We start from the raw sequence: 17822 nt of genomic DNA on the forward strand, positions 1-17822 counted from the left end.
TCTTATAAAATAAAAATGCAGCATTATGTACCTGTCATAATGCTGCATTTTTATTAATGAATTTATTTCAACTTAATTGAAACGCCTATCTGGCCAACGCGGTTAAAATAATCCCTGTTATCATGTTTTGTAATATCAGAAAGGCCGGCATTGTAACGTGCATAAAAGCCTAACATGCGGGTAACCTGAAAGCCGGCGCCAAGGGCAATACCTGCATCTACTTTTTTATAATCTTCATCAACTTCCACTTTATCATTATCATCCTTCACATTCGCTGATAATAAAAAGCCTATTTGTGGGCCAAACTCCAGGTAAAATTGTTTTACCGGATAAAACTGGAACATGACAGGCACCTGAATATAACTAAGCGCCAATGTATACTCATGGTTTAACACCATGTATTGCTGTCCCTGGCCCGAATACAGCAATTCGGGCTGAATGGCCCACCGGGGATCAATGCGGCTATGTAAAAACAATCCTACATGACCGCTCAACCGGTTATCACCGTTTATACCACTAACGTCAGCAATATTAAGACCGCCTTTTATACCTGGTGTTATTTTTTGTGCCCGTGCACTTACTGCAACTATACAAATCAAAGAAAGGGCTAAAACATACTTTTTCATGTTTGAAGGTGTTTATTGACCTCCTAATTTTCAAAGCTTATGCCAGATTACAGGTTAATATGTAACAAGCTTGTTAATCAATTCCATAAAAAAGATAAAATGGTGGCTGAAGAATTGCACGTACTATGAGAGGGGCCAAAAAGCAGCAACCCCGATGTTCTGCCGGGGCTGCTCAAGATCTATTAGTTCATTGAAAGGGTTTGTACAACACCCATATTGACTGTGTTCAGTTGCTGCTGTTGTTTCAAAACATATTCAGCATACCGGGTCATTACAGAATCAGGTAATGGTACCTCGGGGGGAAATGTTTGTTGCAACGGATTAACCTGTTTACCATTCTTCCAGAAACGATAGCACACATGCGGACCAGTAGCTAACCCGGTGCTTCCCACATAACCTATTACCTGGCCCTGGCGTACGCTTTGCCCCGCCCGCACAGCCTGTTTGGTCATATGCAGGTATTGGGTGGTATAGGTATCATCATGTTTTATCTTAACATAATTACCATTGTTGCTGGTGAATTCCGATTCAATCACTACCCCATCACCTGTGGCAATAATGGGCGTTCCCTCAGGCGCTGCATAATCGGTGCCCAGGTGTGTTTTCCATCTCTTTTGTACCGGATGAAAACGTCTTAATGAATAACCCGAAGTAATATGGCTGAATTTAAGCGGCGCCTTCAAAAAGGACTTACGCAAACTTTTACCTTTTTCATCATAATAGTCACCTGCTTCGGTTGTGTCGGGTTTATAATAAAAGGCATAAAATTTTTCACCAACATGTGAAAACACGGCCGATTGAATGGCGCCTGTTTCAACCGGTTCATCTTTTATATACCGTTGTTCGTATAAGATCTTGAAATAATCACCATCGTGAATGCTGTAAAAATCTACTGTATATGCGTACAGATCGGCCAGCTTCATAGCCAGCGCCGGATCGATCCCTGATTTTTGAAATGTTTCATACAGCGATCCGTTGATGATGCCCGAAGCCGTTTCGAGCCGGGCAGTAACCTGCCGCTTGCCGGTTAACACGGTCACCGAATCGCGCAGGTCATACAGTACATAATCAACAGCGTTAGGCTGGTAAACAAAATAACAAACCTTGTGCGTGGTATCTTTTGAAGCAAAAACGGTGTATTGTGCACCGGCCTTCATTTTACGCACATCGTAAACGTATTTCGATTTTGATTGCAGTTTGGAAATAGTATTGCTGTCGACATTATATAATTCCAGAATGGAATTCAGCAGCTCATTTCTTTGAATAACGCTTTCTGTAACGTTAAATGAATCGAGGGCCAGCCCGAACCGGCGCGGAACTACAATAACAGCTGAATCTCTTTTTGCCTGGGGTGCTTTTTCGCCCGGCAAAGAAAGGTTCAGGCTACTCAATACAATTACCGCCACGATCAGTATGGCCATAAGTGAAAAAGCAATGCCCCAATCCCTGTGTGTAAACATATATGTTTAAATGCCGGTTTTGTCAAGCGGCATGTTAGCGCAAAAACAATGCCCGGCGTGGTTTTGACATATGACTTTTTTGTTTCATTTTAAAGTCAGGCAGTTACAGTCGCAAATTAAGCATGATATATGCCCTACCGCTATATTTGGCAGGCTGTTGATTAGAATCGTAAAAATACGGTAATACCCCTCCGGCACATATCGTTCTTACCTCAATATAATAAAAGAACGGCTCGGGCAGTAGCTTATTTATTCATTTCCGTTTTTTAGAAATGAATTAACATTGAAGTTGCTGTTTTAACCTACCACATTCCTGCTGAAAGGCAGCAGGGAAAGTTCCATTAATTTAAAATGCTGGCGGGCAAACGGGATACCGATAATGGTGATAAAGAACAGGGCGCCAAAAACCAGGTGGATCAGAGAAGTATATAATCCGCCGGTTAACAGCCAGATGATATTGCACAAAAACGACAAACAACCTGTTCCCCCTTCTTTGGGAACAATTGTTTTTCCAAAAGGCCATAACACCACGCCGGCCAGTTTAAAGCATTGCAAACCCCAGGGTATGCCAACTATGGTAATGCATAACATAAAACCACCGATTATGTATCCCATTGCGGCGACAAAACCGCCAAAAAGCAACCAGATGATATTACCGAGAAAATTCATGCTGCTACTTAAATTGAATGTTTTTCTTTATATAAGGTGCGGTACGCGAAAACCGCGCTCAACAACATCAACACAGCTCCCAGAAAAAAAGGCGCACCGGGAAAATGAACCGGAGCCGATTCTTTTGTAAAATAATAAAAAAGATTGGTCATTAGCAAAGGTCCAATAATTGAGGTCAGGCTCATCAAACTGGTAAGTATACCCTGTAATTCACCTTGTGCATTGGGCGGCACATGGCTCGATATAGTGGCTTGCAATGCCGGGCCTGCAATGCCACCCAAACAATAAGGAACAAGAAATACAAACATCATCCAGGTTTCGGAGGCAAAAGCAAACAGGAACATACCCAGTGAATAGAAAACCAATCCAATATATATGCTTCTTTCGTTCCCTAACAGGGGATGCACTTTACGTATTAACCCCGCCTGTACAAAAGCAACCAGTGCTCCCACGAGGCTGAGCGAATAACCGATCATGTTATCAGTCCATTTGAACCGGTACTTTGTAAAATAGCTCCAGTTACTTTGCACCGCATGCGCTGCAATATAAATAAGCACCATTGAAAGGATCAATCCACTGATAGCCGGATATTTTTTCAACTGCACCAGCGAACCAAAGGGATTCGCACGTTTCCATTCAAATACCCGGCGGTGTTTTTTATCGAGTGATTCAGGCAAAATAAAATATCCATACAACCAGTTCAACAAACACAAAATGGCTGCTGCAATAAATGGAGCCTGTACACCCCAACGGCCCAATTGACCTCCAATGGCCGGACCAATAATAAAACCAAGCCCAAATGCGGCGCCTATCATCCCAAAATTCTTTGCCCTGTTTTCGCTATCACTGATATCGGCAACATAGGCAGAGGCTGTTGTAAAGCTGGCGCCTGTTATGCCCGAAATAATGCGGCCAACAAATAACCATTCGTAGGTTGGTGCAAAGGCCATAAACAAATAATCGATACCAAAACCAAACAAGGAAAACAATAATACAGACCTGCGGCCATACTGATCGCTTAACGCGCCCAGAACAGGTGCCATTGCAAATTGCATAATGGCATAAACAGTTAATAACCATCCACCATATTTGCTGGTCTCGTTTATAGGTATATGTTTGAGTCCTGAGATGAGGCTTGGCATTACAGGTATGATCAATCCCCAGCCAATTACATCTACCAGTATGGTAACGAATATAAATTTCAATGCAGCAGAACGGCCAATTTTCATACTCATAAAAGTTGCTGCAAAGTAACAGGCTTTTTTTAACTAAGGTGGTATAATTATTTAAGTATATGTAATTAAAACAACCCTTATAAATGAGCACCCTGCAATGGCATATCGGATGTTCGGGTTTTCATTATAAAGAGTGGAAAGAAGTATTCTATCCCAAAGGATTGCCGCAACGGCTGTGGCTTCAACATTACACCAGGCATTTTAATACGCTTGAACTGAACGTTACCTTTTACCGGTTCCCACAATTGTCTTTTTTGCAAAACTGGTATCAAAAAACGCCTGGCGATTTTTCATTTGCCGTTAAAGCACCCCGCCTGGTTACCCACTACAAAAAATTCGATGCCTGCGAACCATTGCTGATCGATTTCTATGATACTATTCAAAAAGGACTGCAGGAAAAATTAGCCTGTGTATTATTTCAGTTGCCGGCGCAGTTAACATGTACACCGGCATTGTTACAAAAGATCGTACAGCAATTGGACCCCGCTTTTACCAATGTGGTCGAGTTCAGGCACAGCAGCTGGTGGCAACCGGAGGTATATGAAACATTGTCAAAACATCATATTTGCTTTTGCAGCATCAGTCATCCGCAATTACCAAATGAAGTGATCAGTAATACCGATACCATTTATTATCGCTTTCATGGCGTACCGCAGTTATATTATTCTTCATACGATGAAACTTTTTTACAACAGGTCGTCACTGCTATAAAAAATGCTAAACAAACCAAACAGGCTTTTCTCTACTTTAATAACACCGCACAAACTGCCGCCATTCAAAATGCCCGCTTTGTACAACAACTGATAACGTAATAAAATTTTATGATTGCCGGAATATGCATGTAGTGATCCTGAAGTATCCTATGTAATGAATTATAAATAATGAAAATCATGCATTACATGAAACCATGTATTGGCCACTCTTGATTTATGCTAAGAAATTAACAAGAAGATATCCTCAATTGTCTTTTTAACATTTTAAGTTCGTTAATTTGCTACGCAATTTTTATACAAGTCCTGGTTAAGGTTCTGAATATTTACAATCCGTACTGTTATTTAGATTTTAATTGTACCCTATGGATCATTTTTACGTTCAATGAAAATCCCGTTGTATGAAAAGCCTGATTCAATTCACTCACCCCGTAATAGCTACTCAAACCGTAACTGAACCTGTTCCTCTCCACCGGCTGATCGATCAATTAATGGTAGGCCTTTTACCGCTTGTTACCGGTAAAAAGAGTTTTGTTATTAATGACATCGACCAAACATTTCACCTGCAGGCCGATGAGAATTTGCTGGCCTATGTGCTGGGCAACCTGTTAAGCGGTGCAATTAATGGTACTGAAAATGTATGCATCAGGGTTGAGGCTGTTTGTACTAAGGAAGGGGTGCAGATCCGTGTTCGTAATAATGGCACTTATTTCTACAGTACTGTATCAAACGGATTTTCGCACGTGGTGCAGGCTGCCCGGCAATTAGGCGGCAATATCAGTATCTACAATCAGCACAACGAGGGTACTACGCTTACGTTTTCTATGGCAACACCGGTTCAAACCGTTTGCTAAAAGTTTTTCACGTAAACACATTCAATTTTTTTCAGCTCAATTCCGGTTAATAAAAAAACCCTTCCCGAAATATCAGGAAGGGTTTGTATTGTAAATCCAGAAGGATTAATAACGATTATTGTAGCTGTTGTTGCGGCTAAATGAACGTTTTTCGCCACCACCGCCGCCATTGCTGCCACGCTCTTCACGAGGACGAGCTTCAGCAACTTTGATCTCTCTGCCTTCTACTCTGCCACCATCCAGTTCAGCAATTGCCTTTCTGGCAGCTTCATCATCAGCCATTTCAACAAATCCAAATCCACGGCTTTTGCCAGTGAATTTGTCAGTGATTACACGGGCAGAAGAAACTTCACCATACTCAGCGAAGAAACCTTCCAAATCATCATCAGTTACATTGAAACTTAAATTTGAAACATAAATGTTCATACTACTAACTAAAATTTAAAAATTATTAATGGATCTGAGGTAAAGCAGGGAGTAAAGGAAGACTAACAACTATTAGCAGAAATGCGTAGCGAGATATATCGTTCACTTACCATGTGCGTTATCACTCAAATGTGGTCGCAAAGATACTTTATTCGCGTTGAAAAACAAGGATTATTATGTTCACCGGTACGTTAAATTATTCTAACGCAGGTATTTTTATTTTAAAGCATCTAATAATAATACAAACAATTACCGGGTATTGTTCGTGGTTGTAGGGGTGACAGGCAAGAGGCAGAAAGCGGGATATTTAGAGATTTCGGTATTTAGAGATTTTTGCGATTTATCGAAAATTTCAAATCCGGGCAAATCCCAAAATCTCGAAATCTCAAAATCAGCAATTACAACCGCTCCTTGTCTTGTGGTCTGAATCCTGTATCTTGTATTATTCATTTTTAACCCATTTTCAATAGCTAAAACAAATCTGCCTATGTTCTTTAAAAAGAAAATTACGGTTGCCGGCACTTTAGTTGCGTTGGTAGTATTGGGCATTGCGGCCAGTGCTCCGGACCATCCTACGTTCAAAAACCTGAAAGTATTACCGAAAAACATCAGTCACGATGAACTCGACAGCGTGATGCATCAGTTCAACAGTTCGCTGGGCGTTAGGTGTAATTTCTGCCATGCCGCCCAAAAAGACAATCCGAAAAAATTGGATTTCGCCAGCGATGAAAAAGGTGAAAAAAATGCTGCCCGCGATATGATGCGCATGACCACCCGTATTAACAAAAAATTCTTCCATTATAAAAAGGACGATCAAAACCCCATACCACCGGTTGGTTGTATGACCTGTCATAATGGAAAAGCGCATCCTGAAGTAACGGCCCCTAAAGAAGAAAGAAAGGCGCCGCCTCCACCGCCGCCAGCTCCCGGTCAGTAACGCTACATAACATTCCACATACGGATAATAAACTATTTACAGCCCCATTTGTACGTTCCGGCAAATGGGGTTTGTTTTTGGTGAGTGGTCAGGGGTGAATGGTGAATCACTGGCGATCACATAATTAAATTAATAAACAGGCTCACCACACCGAAAATTCCTCCCAATTGCCTTTCCCGCAATCGTTTACGTTAGAAAAAACCAAACGTTTGCCGCAATAATGGTTTGACTGACCACAGCAGCCATAACATCGCGCCTAAATATTTGATAATATTCAAATTTCCTATTCCCCGCCCGCCTATTTGCAATTTGCCTACTTTTGCAACCTTATCTATTTGCAATGAGCGCACAACAATTTGATTTTGGTATGATTGGCCTTGGCGTTATGGGTAGAAATTTTCTGCTCAATATGGCCGATCACGGATTTAAAGTAATCGGATTCGACAAAGACAACCAGAAAACTTCGGCTCTTGAATCGGATGCCACCGCCGGCACTACCGTAAAGGGCGTTGGTTCGTTACAGGATATGATCAGCCTGCTGGCAGTTCCCCGCAAGATCATGATGCTGGTACCCGCCGGTAAACCGGTTGATGATGTAATTGAAAGCCTGCTGCCCCTGGTGCAAAAAGGCGATATCATCATCGACGGCGGTAACAGTCACTACACCGATACCTTAAGACGCGTTACCTATCTGCAGCAAAAAGGCATTCATTTCATGGGCATCGGCGTTTCAGGCGGTGAACAGGGCGCCCGCACCGGCCCCAGCATTATGCCCGGTGGCGATCCCGAAGCATATCCCCATGTTCGCCCCATGCTCGAAGCGGTTGCCGCCAAAGTTGATTCGGTTCCCTGCGTTGCCCACCTGGGTAAAGGCGCCGCTGGTCACTATGTTAAAATGGTGCACAATGGCATCGAATACGCCATTATGCAACTGATAAGCGAATGCTACGATCTGTTGCATCGCGGTCTTGGTCTTAGCAACGATGAATTACACACTGTTTTTGATACCTGGAACAAGGGCGATCTGCGCTCTTTCCTTATTGAAATAACTGCCGACATCTTTTTACAACCAGACGATAAAACGCCCAACCGCCTCGTTGATATGATCCTCGATAAAGCAGGCGCAAAAGGCACCGGTAAATGGACCTCACAAGATGCCATGGACCTGGGTGTTCCCATTCCTACCATCGATATGGCCGTTACCATGCGTAACCTGTCGGCTTTAAAAAGCGAGCGGGTACAGGCCTCGGCTTTATACCCCGAAACATCGAGCCTGATTGGGGTACCCAAACAACAATTTATTCAACAGGTGCACGATGCCCTGCTGTTTGCCACCATCATCAGCTACGCGCAGGGGCTGGCCCAATTGCATAAAGCCGGTACCGACCTCGATATGCAGATACCCATGCCTAAGGTAGTAAGCGTTTGGCGTGGCGGTTGTATCATTCGCTCGGCCCTGCTTCCCGTGTTTGGAAATGCTTTTGAAGCGAACCCTGAGCTGTCGAATTTGTTATTAGATACCCAGGTAGCCAAAATATTGCAGAACAACTCAGCGGGTCTTCGCGCAGTGGCGGCGATGGCCATTCAACACAGCATACCGGCCGCGGCCTTACTGAGCGCCCTGAGTTATTTCGATACCTACCGCAGCAAGCAATTGCCTATAAACCTGCTGCAGGCACAACGCGATTATTTTGGCGCGCATACTTACCAGCGTATTGACCAGGAAGGCACCTTCCATACAGCGTGGGGTAAGAAATAATTGATCATAGCTTAAATAAGATATCTCAATTCAGAATATGACAAACCATAAATGTCCGCCAGCCTCTTTGCTATTCATCTTTGGAGGCAGTGGCGATTTAAACCAACGCAAACTTTCACCCGCTTTATACAACCTTTTCATCGATAGCTGGATGCCTGAGAAATTCCATATTGTAGGCATTGGAAGAACCCCCTATACCGATGAAAAGTTCAGAGGCCATCTGCTCGATGGTATTCAGCAGTTCAGCCGCCGCAAAGGCGATCAAAACGGCAAATGGCAGGAATTTTCTAAAAATATCTCCTACCTGCAAATGGATGTAGGCAATGATGCCGATTACCAGAAGATCGCCGACATCGTAAAACAAAAGGAACAGGAATTTGGCGAACACCCCAACGTTATATTTTATATGTCGGTGGCGCCGCACCTGGTGCCGCAGATCGCCAGCAAACTGGGCCCGTTAAATATTTGCCACGATACCAAATGCACCCGTATTGTGGTGGAAAAACCATTCGGTCATGACCTTAAAAGTGCCCATGAGCTGAACGGATTGCTCACTTCCATGTTCGACGAAACCCAGATCTACCGTATTGACCACTACCTGGGTAAAGAAACGGTTCAAAACATTTTGGCCCTCCGTTTTGCCAATGCATTGTTTGAACCCATCTGGAACCGGAATTATATTGATCATATTCAGATAACCGCTGCCGAGACCGTTGGCCTCGAAAACCGCGGAGATTATTATGAGCGCTCCGGCGCCCTGCGCGATATGGTGCAGAACCATATTCTGCAATTGCTGTGCATGGTGGCCATGGAAGCCCCCGTATCGTTTGACGCCAATGAAATTCGCAATAAGAAGGTTGATGTATTGAACGCCATTCGCAAATACGGCAAGGAAGAAGTGCATAAATATGCTGTGCGCGGACAGTATTCCGACGGCTGGCTGCAGGGCAAAAAAGTACCCGGTTACCGCAATGAAGATAAAATAAACCCCGCCTCACCAACCGATACATTCGCTGCGGTAAAGTTCTATATTGATAACTGGCGCTGGCAGGATGTGCCTTTTTATGTACGTACCGGTAAACGGTTACACGAAAAGTCAACCATCATTACCGTCCAGTTCAAACAGGCGCCTAATTTTGCCTTCCCACCCGAAGCAGCGCTTACCTGGAGGCCCAACAGGCTTACCATCAGTATTCAACCCGAAATGGACATCCGCTTACGGTTCCAGGCAAAACGCCCCGGACAAACGGTGACCCTGAACCCGGTTGATATGATCTTCAACTATAAAGACACCTACGGCGATGATGATCCCGAAGCATATGAAACCCTGTTGCTCGATGTAATGGAAGGCAACGCTACCCTGTTCATGCGCAGCGACCAGGTTGAAGCTGCCTGGAAAGTAGTAATGCCCATTCAGGAAGCCTGGGAAAGCAGAGCCCCGGTCGATTTCCCCAACTATTCACCCGACAGCTGGGGACCCGAAGATGCGGAAGCACTTATTGCCCGTGATGGCCGCAACTGGATCACGTTACCTATTGCGCACCAGGGCGTACAGGCACACTTATAATATAATTATCATAAAGCTTGTCCCTACGGGGACAAGCTTCTCTTTTAATAAGAACTCAACATGCTCCATATATATAATTCACCCGAACTGGTAAGCCAGGCCCTCGCCGAATTTATCACCAGCGCCATTGAAACAACCCTTCAAAAACAGGATCGTTTTACCTGGGTGGTAACCGGCGGCAATTCGCCCAAACAATTGTATGAATTACTGGCTGCTTCTCCTCACCGGGAGCGTATTGACTGGAGCAAACTGCATATTTTCTGGGGCGATGAGCGGGCAGTTCCTTTTGAAGATAACCGCAACAATGCAAAAATGACCTTCGACCACCTGCTGAGCAAGGTGCCCGTGGTGCGCGAACAGGTTCATATTATGGACACTACTCTGTCGCCCGAAGAATCGGCCAAAGCCTATGAAGCCATGCTGCACCAGTACTTTCAGCCCACAGGTACCAGCTTCGACCTGGTGCTCAGTGGCATGGGCGACGATGGACATACCCTATCACTCTTTCCCCATACCCCCGTTATTCATGAACAACAGGCTTGGGTTACTTCCTTTTACCTCGATGCCCAGCAAATGTACCGGATAACACTAACAGCCCCTATTGTAAACCGGGCGGCTAAAGTGGTGTTCCTCACCTTCGGTTCCAACAAAGCCAACGCCTTATATGAAGTACTAAAAGGCGCCCCCAATGTTGATCAGTATCCCTCCCAGATCATTAAACCCGCCAGCGGCGAATTACACTGGTTTGTTGATGAGGCAGCAGCCGGCCAGCTAAAATGACAGGTTGGATAAAGATTTAACGCTTTACATAAATAACTTACTTTCAAACAAATACAATTACAGGTTTGTTATAACTCAATAATTATGTAAAAATTTATCCTGATTGGATAAATTTTTGCCTTTGAGCATAGGGGAAACCGCCAAAAGGCCGTTTTACGTTTAGTTATTGAGATGTTAACACCGAATCGAAAAACACCATACAAGTGTAACACCCGAAGCTTGTCAGCACCCGGCTTGCAGGTTATGTATGGTTTTGCGTTGCACCCACTTCGCTTTCATTTCAGTACTTTAAAAGTAACACCCCCCTTTTTATTCACCCTTAAAACAATGACAGTATGAGTAAACTGGTATCTATCATTGTTCCGGTGCATAATGAAAGGGAAAATGTGTCGGTAATGGCAAAGACCATAAAACGCATTTTTAGCGGACTGCCTTACCGTTATAATCTCCTTTTTGTTGACGATGGAAGCAGCGATCTCACCCTGCATGAGATCAAGAAACTGGCTGTGCAGGATGATAATATCAAATACGTTTCCTTTTCGCGCAATTTTGGCCATCAGGCGGCTATTAAGGCTGGGTTAGATAAAGCCGACGGCGATTGTGTGATCACCATGGATGGCGATCTGCAACACCCGCCTCATTTAATACCCCAGTTGCTTGAAAAATGGGAAGAAGGGTACGATGTCGTTTACACGGTACGGAAGGAAGATAAGAACCTGCCTTTTTTAAAAAGAGTGACTTCCAATCTTTTTTACAAGGTGTTGAACTGGCTCAGCGATATCAAACTTGAAAAAGGAACAGCCGATTTCAGATTAATGAGCCGCAACGTGGCAGATGTATTGCGCGGGTTAGAGGAATTTGAACCTTTTTTCAGAGGACTGGTAAAATGGGCCGGGTTCAAACAATTGCCTGTTGAATATGAGCCAGACCAGCGTAAATCGGGCGCTTCGAAATATACTTCCAAAAAAATGATCCGGTTTGCGTTGCAGGGTATTACTTCATTCAGCATACGCCCCCTGTATGCAGCCACTTACATTGGCTTCACTTTTGCAGCTTTATCGACCCTGTATATTCCTTATGCTTTATATAGCTATTATTTCGGGTATACCATTTCGGGTTGGACCTCAATATTAGTTACCATCGTATTTTTTGGCGGCCTTCAGCTGATGATCCTCGGTATCATTGGCATTTATTTAGGCAAGCTGTTCATGCAAAACAAACATCGACCTGTTTACATTGTAAAAGAATCAAATATTCATGAGCCAGCAGCGATACATATTGATGAGTTTTGATGTAGAAGAGTTTGATATGCCGTTAGAGTATAATCAAAACCTTTCCATATACGAACAAATGGAAACCGGCTTCAAGGGCCTGCAGGCTACTATGTCGGTTATTAACGGTACCGATGCGCAATGTACTTTTTTTACAACCGCACATTTTGCCAACTGGTTCCCCGATAGCATCAGGCAGCTGACCCGCAAACATGAAATAGCTTCGCACACTTTCTATCATTCCCAATACAAAACAGCCGATCTTTTACAAAGCAGACTGGAACTGGAAAACATTACCGGCCAGCCGGTATATGGTTTAAGAATGCCCCGTCTGAAAAAAGTGCCTGTGCAGGATGTTATTCAGGCCGGGTACAGCTATGATTCATCGGTGAATCCCACCTGGATCCCGGGCCGGTATAACGACCTGTCGCTTCCACGCACAACGTACTACGACCAAAATTTGTTGCGGGTACCCGCATCAGTAAGTCCACGCATGCGCATCCCGCTTTTCTGGCTGGCATTTAAAAATATGCCGTACAGCGTTTTTAAATATCTGGCCATTCAGGCTTTACGCAAAGACGGTTACCTCTGTTTGTATTTTCATCCCTGGGAATTTACCGACATCTGGGAATTTGAAATTCCGGGTTATGCAAAAAGATGGTCGGGCGAAAAATTACAACACCGCCTGTACCGCCTTATGAAAGATCTAAAAGCAGAAGGCGACTTCACCACTATGTGGCAAATGGTTTCAGAAACCAGGTCACTGGAAGCCCGCCAACTGGCCTCCTCAGCTGCCAGCACAGCAAAACCGGCCAAAACAGCACCCCTGGCAAAATAAAGACGGGTATCAGGAGAAGAATGCAGCTACCATTTCATTGGTGAGCTTGCGATTGCCTTTTGTCCAAATGGAATTGGGAGGCGGAAATTCATTACGGCAATAACCGCCATGATTCTCGAAATCAAAAACCGCGTGGCAATAATTATTTATGATGAGGGCGCAACACAACCAGTTTTTTGACCAAATGATCTTCAGGTTGCCTTTCCGGTGTTCCTCAGGTACTTCTTCGATATTATAGATATGAACAGCATCCAGAATATTCTGTTTGCCCGAACCCGGTTCTATTTCTATTGCATAAAAATACCCGGTGTCGGTGTCGTCTTCAAAAACAACTGCATAGTTGTTCTCCTCGCTTGTACTTTCAACAAACGTGTCTTCCCCTGCAGTAAACGCCTGCTCGCGCAATAAATATCCGTTCATGGCAAACCCTCAATTATTTAACATCTACCGAATCATACACGACCACTTTACTCCATAAGTGTGAACACTCTTCAACAAACTTCAGGTGTATGGGATCAACCTGGTAGCTTGCCTGGTCGGCAGCATTGTCGAACAAAACAAACCAGGAAATAGCATATGACCGGTCAATTACATCGCGATTAGTATCGGCCGGCATGCCAATATGAAAGGTTTTGATAGTTGTTACTTTTGATAATTTTTGCAAACCTTCAACCAGTTTTGCACGGTCTTCCTTGCTACCGGTATTTTTTAACCAGAAATAAACGTGGTGTATAAACTTGTTTTCGATCATATGGGGAGTCTCATTTTCTGTTAAGGTAACCAATCCGCCGGCAACCATTGCCTTGCCGGTATTGCTAATAAATTCACGTCGGGTCGACATATTTATAAGGTTTTGGTAAAGCTAAGAAAATATACTGCATTATCGTATCTGCGGAAATGCAATACCGGTGATCTTACGGTAAACATCCACTGCATACAGGTCAGTCATACCCGCAATAAAATCAACCACCGACTGAATATCGTTGTACAGCTTGCCGGGCTCGCCGGTTATTACAAATTGTTGTGATATCAGCTGCAATAGTTTCTGCGATTTTGCTGTGCGTGGATTTATCACGGCGGCAAAAAACTCTTTCAGCAAACCACCAATTACATTGTAACCGGCAATTTCAATTTCAACTACCGACCGGTGATTATAAATATGTTCAATGGAGAACCTGTCAATGGATTTAATAAGCTGCTGTTCTGTTTGGGGCAAATAGTCGATCAGTGATTTTTGTAAAGTGCCCTGCAGCAGCGCTTCTTCATTTTGCATGAACACTGTTGTAACCCGGTTAAGCAGCAGGTTTATGAGTTTGGCGCGCAGGAACTGCACCCGCTGGTTGTGGTCGTTGATCTCATTAAAGACCTGTTCAACCCGTTCGCGGGCATCGTACCCTTCTTCATTATTAAAAAACGCAAGGAAGAGTTCTTTAATGGTGTCAATTGAAATAATATTTAACCGGTGCGCATCTTCAAAATCAATGATCCGGTAACAAATATCATCGGCCGCTTCAACCAGGTATACAAAGGGATGGCGGGCAAAGATGTTTTTGGCAGCATCCAATTGAGGTATGCCCAGGTCTTTGGCAATATGTTTATAGGTTTCAATTTCCGAATCGAAGAACCCCGATTTCTTTGTTACCAGCTGTTGCTTGTTAAACCCATGCAACGAATCGGCCGGGTATTTAATGATGGAAGCAAGCGTAGTATAGGTTAATCGAAAGCCGCCCGGTGTTTTTTCATTAAAGCTGTGGGTAAGGGTTCTGAATGCATTGGCGTTCCCTTCAAAAAACAGGAAATCGCGCTGCTGATTCTCGCTCAGCGATTCGGCGAATTGTTGTTTTTCGGTTCCAGCCAATTCCCTGAAAAATGTGCGAATGGCATCTTCGCCCGAATGCCCGAATGGCGGGTTGCCAATATCATGCGCCAGGCAACCGGCGGCAATCACCGATGGCAATTCGTATTTATAGAATTCGCGGAACGTATCATTTTCATTGGGATATTTCTGGGCAATGGCATCGCCAACCGCCTTGCCCAATGAACGGCCCACCGAAGCCACTTCCAAACTATGCGTTAACCGGTTATGTACAAAAACGGGCCCCGGCAGGGGAAACACCTGCGTTTTGTTTTGCAGCCGCCTGAAAGCAGATGAAAAAATAAGGCGATCGTAATCGCGCAGAAAAGAGGTACGGATGGCATCGGAATAAGCCGTTCTGTGTTCAGAACCGCTTCTTTTGGTGCTGAAAAGTTGTTGCCAGTTCATCATGTGGACAAAAATAACCGAAAAAGGCAGCCGGTTCGCTATAACCGCCCGCTTTTACAAAAGCTTGTTAATGAAGGGGGAATTGCTCAAATATAAATTGTGAAAATATTCAGGAGCAGGGGCAAACCCTTAGAATTTCTACAAATCACGACTGATTTTCGACAAAAGCTATAAAATTTGCATGGGAGATATTATATTCAAACTGAAATTTGCTTCAAATCTAAACCCTATGCGTATCATACCCTTTTTCAACAGCTTATTTTTAGTTTGCATACTGGCTGTTATCACTTCCATGGCAATTATGATGACCCGAACAGGCTATATTGACAGAGTATCGCACACCTGTTTTATTCTCATGTCTGCAGCCGGATTCGTTTTGTTGGCCCGCGCCGCATTTAAAACTGATGAGGAGGAGCCGGCCAAATAAAAAAACCTTCTGCCTCGCTTCGCCGAAGCCCGGCGAAGGCGAGGTGCAAAAGGTTTCACATATACTTTCCTGATGAATTTTTAGACTTTTCGGCTTTGCTCAAAGCAGGCTTACTCAAAACTATAGCGGATACCTGTTATCGCCGATCAGCTTTGCAGCAATGCGGCGTTTCGCTTCTTTGCTGTTAAAGGGTTCAACCTTTGTAAAGCGTTTTAAGCCTAACAGCATCATGCGTTGTTCGTCGCCATCGGCAAAAGCATTAATGGCATCTTTGCCATGTTTGTTTATAATGTCGGCGGCATCGTACAGCCAGGTCCTTGTTATATCCAGCTCATACGCAGTGGCTGCTTCGCCTTTACGTTCAACGAGCTTCATTGCACGCAACAGGGCGCTTTCAGCCGCAAAGGTTTGAATGGCCATGTCGGCGATGTGCATTAATATTTCCTGTTCCTGCTCAATCTTCATCATCAGCTTTTGCACGGCAGCGCCCGCTGTTAACAGGATCGCCTTTTTAAAATTGGCGATTATTTTTTTCTCTTTGGCAAACGCTTCTTCATCGCCACTTCCAAAATCAGGGATGCTCATCAATTCTTTTTGCACGTTCATAGCGGCCGTCATCAGATCTAACCGGCCCTTCATGGCGCGCTTCAACACCATATCAACCGTTAACAGGCGGTTGATCTCATTAGTGCCTTCGTAAATGCGGTTGATGCGGCTGTCGCGATAGGCTTTTGAAATAACATATTCATCGCTGAACCCGTTACCACCGTGTATTTGAACGCCTTCGTCGGCCACAAAATCAAGCGTTTCGCTGCCAAATACTTTCAGTATGGCGCATTCAATGGCATATTCTTCGGCCCCGCCCAGTACGGCTTCACCAAATGATTTACCGGCGCCCAGCAGTTCATGTTCTTTATCGTCGATCCATTTGGCGGTACGGTACAAAGCGCTTTCGCATACCCACATGGTAATGGCCATTTCGGCCAGTTTATTTTTTATGGCACCAAAGGAAGCGATGGGTGTTTTAAACTGCTCGCGCGTATTGGCGTATTGAATAGTGGTAGTGGTGGCCCGTTTTGCACCACCCAATGCAGCAGCACATAATTTCAACCGGCCTATGTTCAGGATGTTAAAGGCAATAATGTGCCCTTTGCCAACTTCGCCCAGCAGGTTTTCAACAGGCACTTTACAATCCTGGAAAAATAGTTGAACGGTAGAAGAACCCTTGATACCCATTTTATGTTCTTCAGCGCCCTGGGTAAAACCTTCGAACCCTCTTTCAACAATAAATGCAGAGAACTTGTCGCCGTCGATCTTTGCAAATACAGTGTATACATCGGCAAAGCCACCGTTGGTGATCCAGCATTTTTGTCCGTTCAGGAGATAATACTTTCCATCATCACTTAATTTGGCGGTTGTTTTTGCGCCCAAAGCATCACTGCCACTATTGGGTTCTGTAAGGCCATAGGCGCCTTTCCATTCACCGGTAGCGAGTTTGGGAATGTATTTCTCTTTTTGTTTTTCGGTGCCGAAATAAAGAATAGGCAGGGTGCCAATACCCATGTGTGCCGATACGGCTACTGAGAATGAAAAGCCGCCGCCCAGTCCTTCACCTACCAGGTTACTGGTGATAAAGTCTTTGCCCAACCCACCATATTGTTCGGGAATGGAAGCGCCCAGCAAGCCCTGCTCACCGGCTTTGGAAACCAATGATGGCATAAGGCCGGGTTCCAGTTTATCGATACGGTCAAGGATAGGCATTATTTCCGTATCGAGGAACGAAGCGCACATGTCCTTTACCATTTGTTGTTCTTCGGAAAAATCTTCCGGGATGAAGGTCTCAAAGGGAGAGCTCTCCTTGATCAGCCACTCGCCACCTTTGAGTATATTTTTTTGTTGTGTGGTGGAACTCATAAAAATGTGTTTATGTTGGGTGAATATTGTTGCAATGGTCAATGGTGAGTGGTCAATAACGGCCCGGTCACCTTATCTCTTTTCAA

General features: G+C 44.3%; 18 protein-coding genes. 9 read left to right on the plus strand and 9 right to left on the minus strand.

Annotated features, from left to right (window positions below; genetic code table 11):
* Positions 1-62: 62 nt before the first annotated feature.
* From A3860_RS01825 to A3860_RS01840, 4 genes are all read right to left on the minus strand, one after another.
* On the minus strand, positions 63-626 hold the full coding sequence (locus A3860_RS01825; protein WP_081144818.1) for a porin family protein: 564 nt from the start codon (positions 624-626) through the stop codon (positions 63-65).
* A 182-nt stretch (positions 627-808) separates the two neighbouring features.
* Entirely contained in the window at positions 809-2086 is a 1278-nt protein-coding gene (locus A3860_RS01830) for a M23 family metallopeptidase (protein WP_081144819.1), read from the minus strand.
* 297 nt (positions 2087-2383) lie between these two features.
* On the minus strand, positions 2384-2755 hold the full coding sequence (locus tag A3860_RS01835) for a YccF domain-containing protein (RefSeq protein ID WP_081144820.1): 372 nt from the start codon (positions 2753-2755) through the stop codon (positions 2384-2386).
* An 8-nt stretch (positions 2756-2763) separates the two neighbouring features.
* On the minus strand, positions 2764-3984 hold the full coding sequence (locus A3860_RS01840; protein ID WP_143773898.1) for a TCR/Tet family MFS transporter: 1221 nt from the start codon (positions 3982-3984) through the stop codon (positions 2764-2766).
* Between the two features lie 89 nt (positions 3985-4073).
* On the opposite strand from A3860_RS01840, the gene A3860_RS01845 reads away from it, so the two are divergent.
* Positions 4074-4802, plus strand: a complete 729-nt coding sequence (locus A3860_RS01845) for a DUF72 domain-containing protein (protein WP_081144822.1) — start codon at positions 4074-4076, stop codon at positions 4800-4802.
* Between the two features lie 299 nt (positions 4803-5101).
* The gene (locus A3860_RS01850) at positions 5102-5554 is read left to right on the plus strand and encodes a sensor histidine kinase (protein ID WP_081144823.1); all 453 of its coding nucleotides are present in this window, start codon (positions 5102-5104) and stop codon (positions 5552-5554) included.
* Positions 5555-5659: 105 nt separating this feature from the next.
* On the opposite strand, the gene A3860_RS01855 is transcribed toward A3860_RS01850, so the two are convergent.
* A complete protein-coding gene (locus tag A3860_RS01855) occupies positions 5660-5980 on the minus strand; it encodes an RNA recognition motif domain-containing protein (protein WP_081144824.1) in 321 nt (106 codons plus the stop codon).
* 487 nt (positions 5981-6467) lie between these two features.
* Here A3860_RS01855 and A3860_RS01860 point away from each other — a divergent pair, with 487 nt between their 5' ends.
* From A3860_RS01860 to A3860_RS01885, 6 genes are all read left to right on the plus strand, one after another.
* A complete protein-coding gene (locus A3860_RS01860; RefSeq protein WP_081144825.1) occupies positions 6468-6917 on the plus strand; it encodes a c-type cytochrome in 450 nt (149 codons plus the stop codon).
* A 340-nt stretch (positions 6918-7257) separates the two neighbouring features.
* Positions 7258-8676, plus strand: coding sequence for an NADP-dependent phosphogluconate dehydrogenase (gndA, locus tag A3860_RS01865; RefSeq protein WP_081144826.1), 1419 nt, complete (start codon positions 7258-7260; stop codon positions 8674-8676).
* Positions 8677-8713: 37 nt separating this feature from the next.
* Entirely contained in the window at positions 8714-10243 is a 1530-nt protein-coding gene (zwf, locus tag A3860_RS01870) for a glucose-6-phosphate dehydrogenase (RefSeq protein WP_081144827.1), read from the plus strand.
* Between the two features lie 60 nt (positions 10244-10303).
* Complete coding sequence (gene pgl, locus A3860_RS01875; RefSeq protein WP_081144828.1) at positions 10304-11023, plus strand: 6-phosphogluconolactonase; 720 nt, start codon at positions 10304-10306, stop codon at positions 11021-11023.
* 335 nt (positions 11024-11358) lie between these two features.
* Positions 11359-12315: a glycosyltransferase family 2 protein gene (locus tag A3860_RS01880; RefSeq protein WP_081144829.1), complete on the plus strand. Its 957-nt coding sequence runs from the start codon at positions 11359-11361 to the stop codon at positions 12313-12315.
* Positions 12281-13132, plus strand: coding sequence for a polysaccharide deacetylase family protein (locus A3860_RS01885; protein WP_081144830.1), 852 nt, complete (start codon positions 12281-12283; stop codon positions 13130-13132). Before A3860_RS01880 ends, A3860_RS01885 begins: the two co-directional genes overlap by 35 nt.
* 9 nt (positions 13133-13141) lie before the next feature.
* Here A3860_RS01885 and A3860_RS01890 read toward each other — a convergent pair whose 3' ends face one another.
* The 3 genes from A3860_RS01890 to A3860_RS01900 are packed head-to-tail and all read right to left on the minus strand — an operon-like array spanning position 13142 to position 15398.
* Entirely contained in the window at positions 13142-13552 is a 411-nt protein-coding gene (locus tag A3860_RS01890; RefSeq protein WP_081144831.1) for a DUF2251 domain-containing protein, read from the minus strand.
* A gap of 13 nt (positions 13553-13565) precedes the next feature.
* A complete protein-coding gene (locus tag A3860_RS01895) occupies positions 13566-13973 on the minus strand; it encodes a Dabb family protein (protein WP_081144832.1) in 408 nt (135 codons plus the stop codon).
* Between the two features lie 39 nt (positions 13974-14012).
* Positions 14013-15398 carry a deoxyguanosinetriphosphate triphosphohydrolase gene (locus A3860_RS01900; protein ID WP_245843453.1) on the minus strand — a complete coding sequence of 462 codons (1386 nt, stop codon included), beginning with the start codon at positions 15396-15398 and terminating at the stop codon, positions 14013-14015.
* 226 nt (positions 15399-15624) lie between these two features.
* On the opposite strand from A3860_RS01900, the gene A3860_RS01905 reads away from it, so the two are divergent.
* Positions 15625-15822 carry a hypothetical protein gene (locus A3860_RS01905; RefSeq protein ID WP_143773900.1) on the plus strand — a complete coding sequence of 66 codons (198 nt, stop codon included), beginning with the start codon at positions 15625-15627 and terminating at the stop codon, positions 15820-15822.
* Positions 15823-15942: 120 nt separating this feature from the next.
* Here A3860_RS01905 and A3860_RS01910 read toward each other — a convergent pair whose 3' ends face one another.
* On the minus strand, positions 15943-17736 hold the full coding sequence (locus A3860_RS01910) for an acyl-CoA dehydrogenase family protein (RefSeq protein ID WP_081144834.1): 1794 nt from the start codon (positions 17734-17736) through the stop codon (positions 15943-15945).
* Between the last annotated feature and the right edge of the window lie 86 nt (positions 17737-17822).

The organism is Niastella vici, from assembly GCF_002077945.1.
Taxonomy (GTDB): Bacteria; Bacteroidota; Bacteroidia; order Chitinophagales; family Chitinophagaceae; genus Niastella; species Niastella vici.

Coding starts and splice junctions, on each gene's coding strand:
- A3860_RS01905 (WP_143773900.1), top strand. CDS start 15,625: ATGCGTATCATACCCTTTTTCAACAGCTTATTTTTAGTTTGCATACTG.
- A3860_RS01850 (WP_081144823.1), top strand. CDS start 5,102: ATGAAAAGCCTGATTCAATTCACTCACCCCGTAATAGCTACTCAAACC.
- A3860_RS01910 (WP_081144834.1), bottom strand. CDS start 17,736: ATGAGTTCCACCACACAACAAAAAAATATACTCAAAGGTGGCGAGTGG.
- A3860_RS01890 (WP_081144831.1), bottom strand. CDS start 13,552: ATGAACGGATATTTATTGCGCGAGCAGGCGTTTACTGCAGGGGAAGAC.
- A3860_RS01900 (WP_245843453.1), bottom strand. CDS start 15,398: ATGATGAACTGGCAACAACTTTTCAGCACCAAAAGAAGCGGTTCTGAA.
- A3860_RS01885 (WP_081144830.1), top strand. CDS start 12,281: ATGAGCCAGCAGCGATACATATTGATGAGTTTTGATGTAGAAGAGTTT.
- A3860_RS01840 (WP_143773898.1), bottom strand. CDS start 3,984: ATGAAAATTGGCCGTTCTGCTGCATTGAAATTTATATTCGTTACCATA.
- pgl (WP_081144828.1), top strand. CDS start 10,304: ATGCTCCATATATATAATTCACCCGAACTGGTAAGCCAGGCCCTCGCC.
- A3860_RS01880 (WP_081144829.1), top strand. CDS start 11,359: ATGAGTAAACTGGTATCTATCATTGTTCCGGTGCATAATGAAAGGGAA.
- A3860_RS01830 (WP_081144819.1), bottom strand. CDS start 2,086: ATGTTTACACACAGGGATTGGGGCATTGCTTTTTCACTTATGGCCATA.
- A3860_RS01895 (WP_081144832.1), bottom strand. CDS start 13,973: ATGTCGACCCGACGTGAATTTATTAGCAATACCGGCAAGGCAATGGTT.
- A3860_RS01825 (WP_081144818.1), bottom strand. CDS start 626: ATGAAAAAGTATGTTTTAGCCCTTTCTTTGATTTGTATAGTTGCAGTA.
- A3860_RS01845 (WP_081144822.1), top strand. CDS start 4,074: ATGAGCACCCTGCAATGGCATATCGGATGTTCGGGTTTTCATTATAAA.
- A3860_RS01835 (WP_081144820.1), bottom strand. CDS start 2,755: ATGAATTTTCTCGGTAATATCATCTGGTTGCTTTTTGGCGGTTTTGTC.
- A3860_RS01860 (WP_081144825.1), top strand. CDS start 6,468: ATGTTCTTTAAAAAGAAAATTACGGTTGCCGGCACTTTAGTTGCGTTG.
- zwf (WP_081144827.1), top strand. CDS start 8,714: ATGACAAACCATAAATGTCCGCCAGCCTCTTTGCTATTCATCTTTGGA.
- gndA (WP_081144826.1), top strand. CDS start 7,258: ATGAGCGCACAACAATTTGATTTTGGTATGATTGGCCTTGGCGTTATG.
- A3860_RS01855 (WP_081144824.1), bottom strand. CDS start 5,980: ATGAACATTTATGTTTCAAATTTAAGTTTCAATGTAACTGATGATGAT.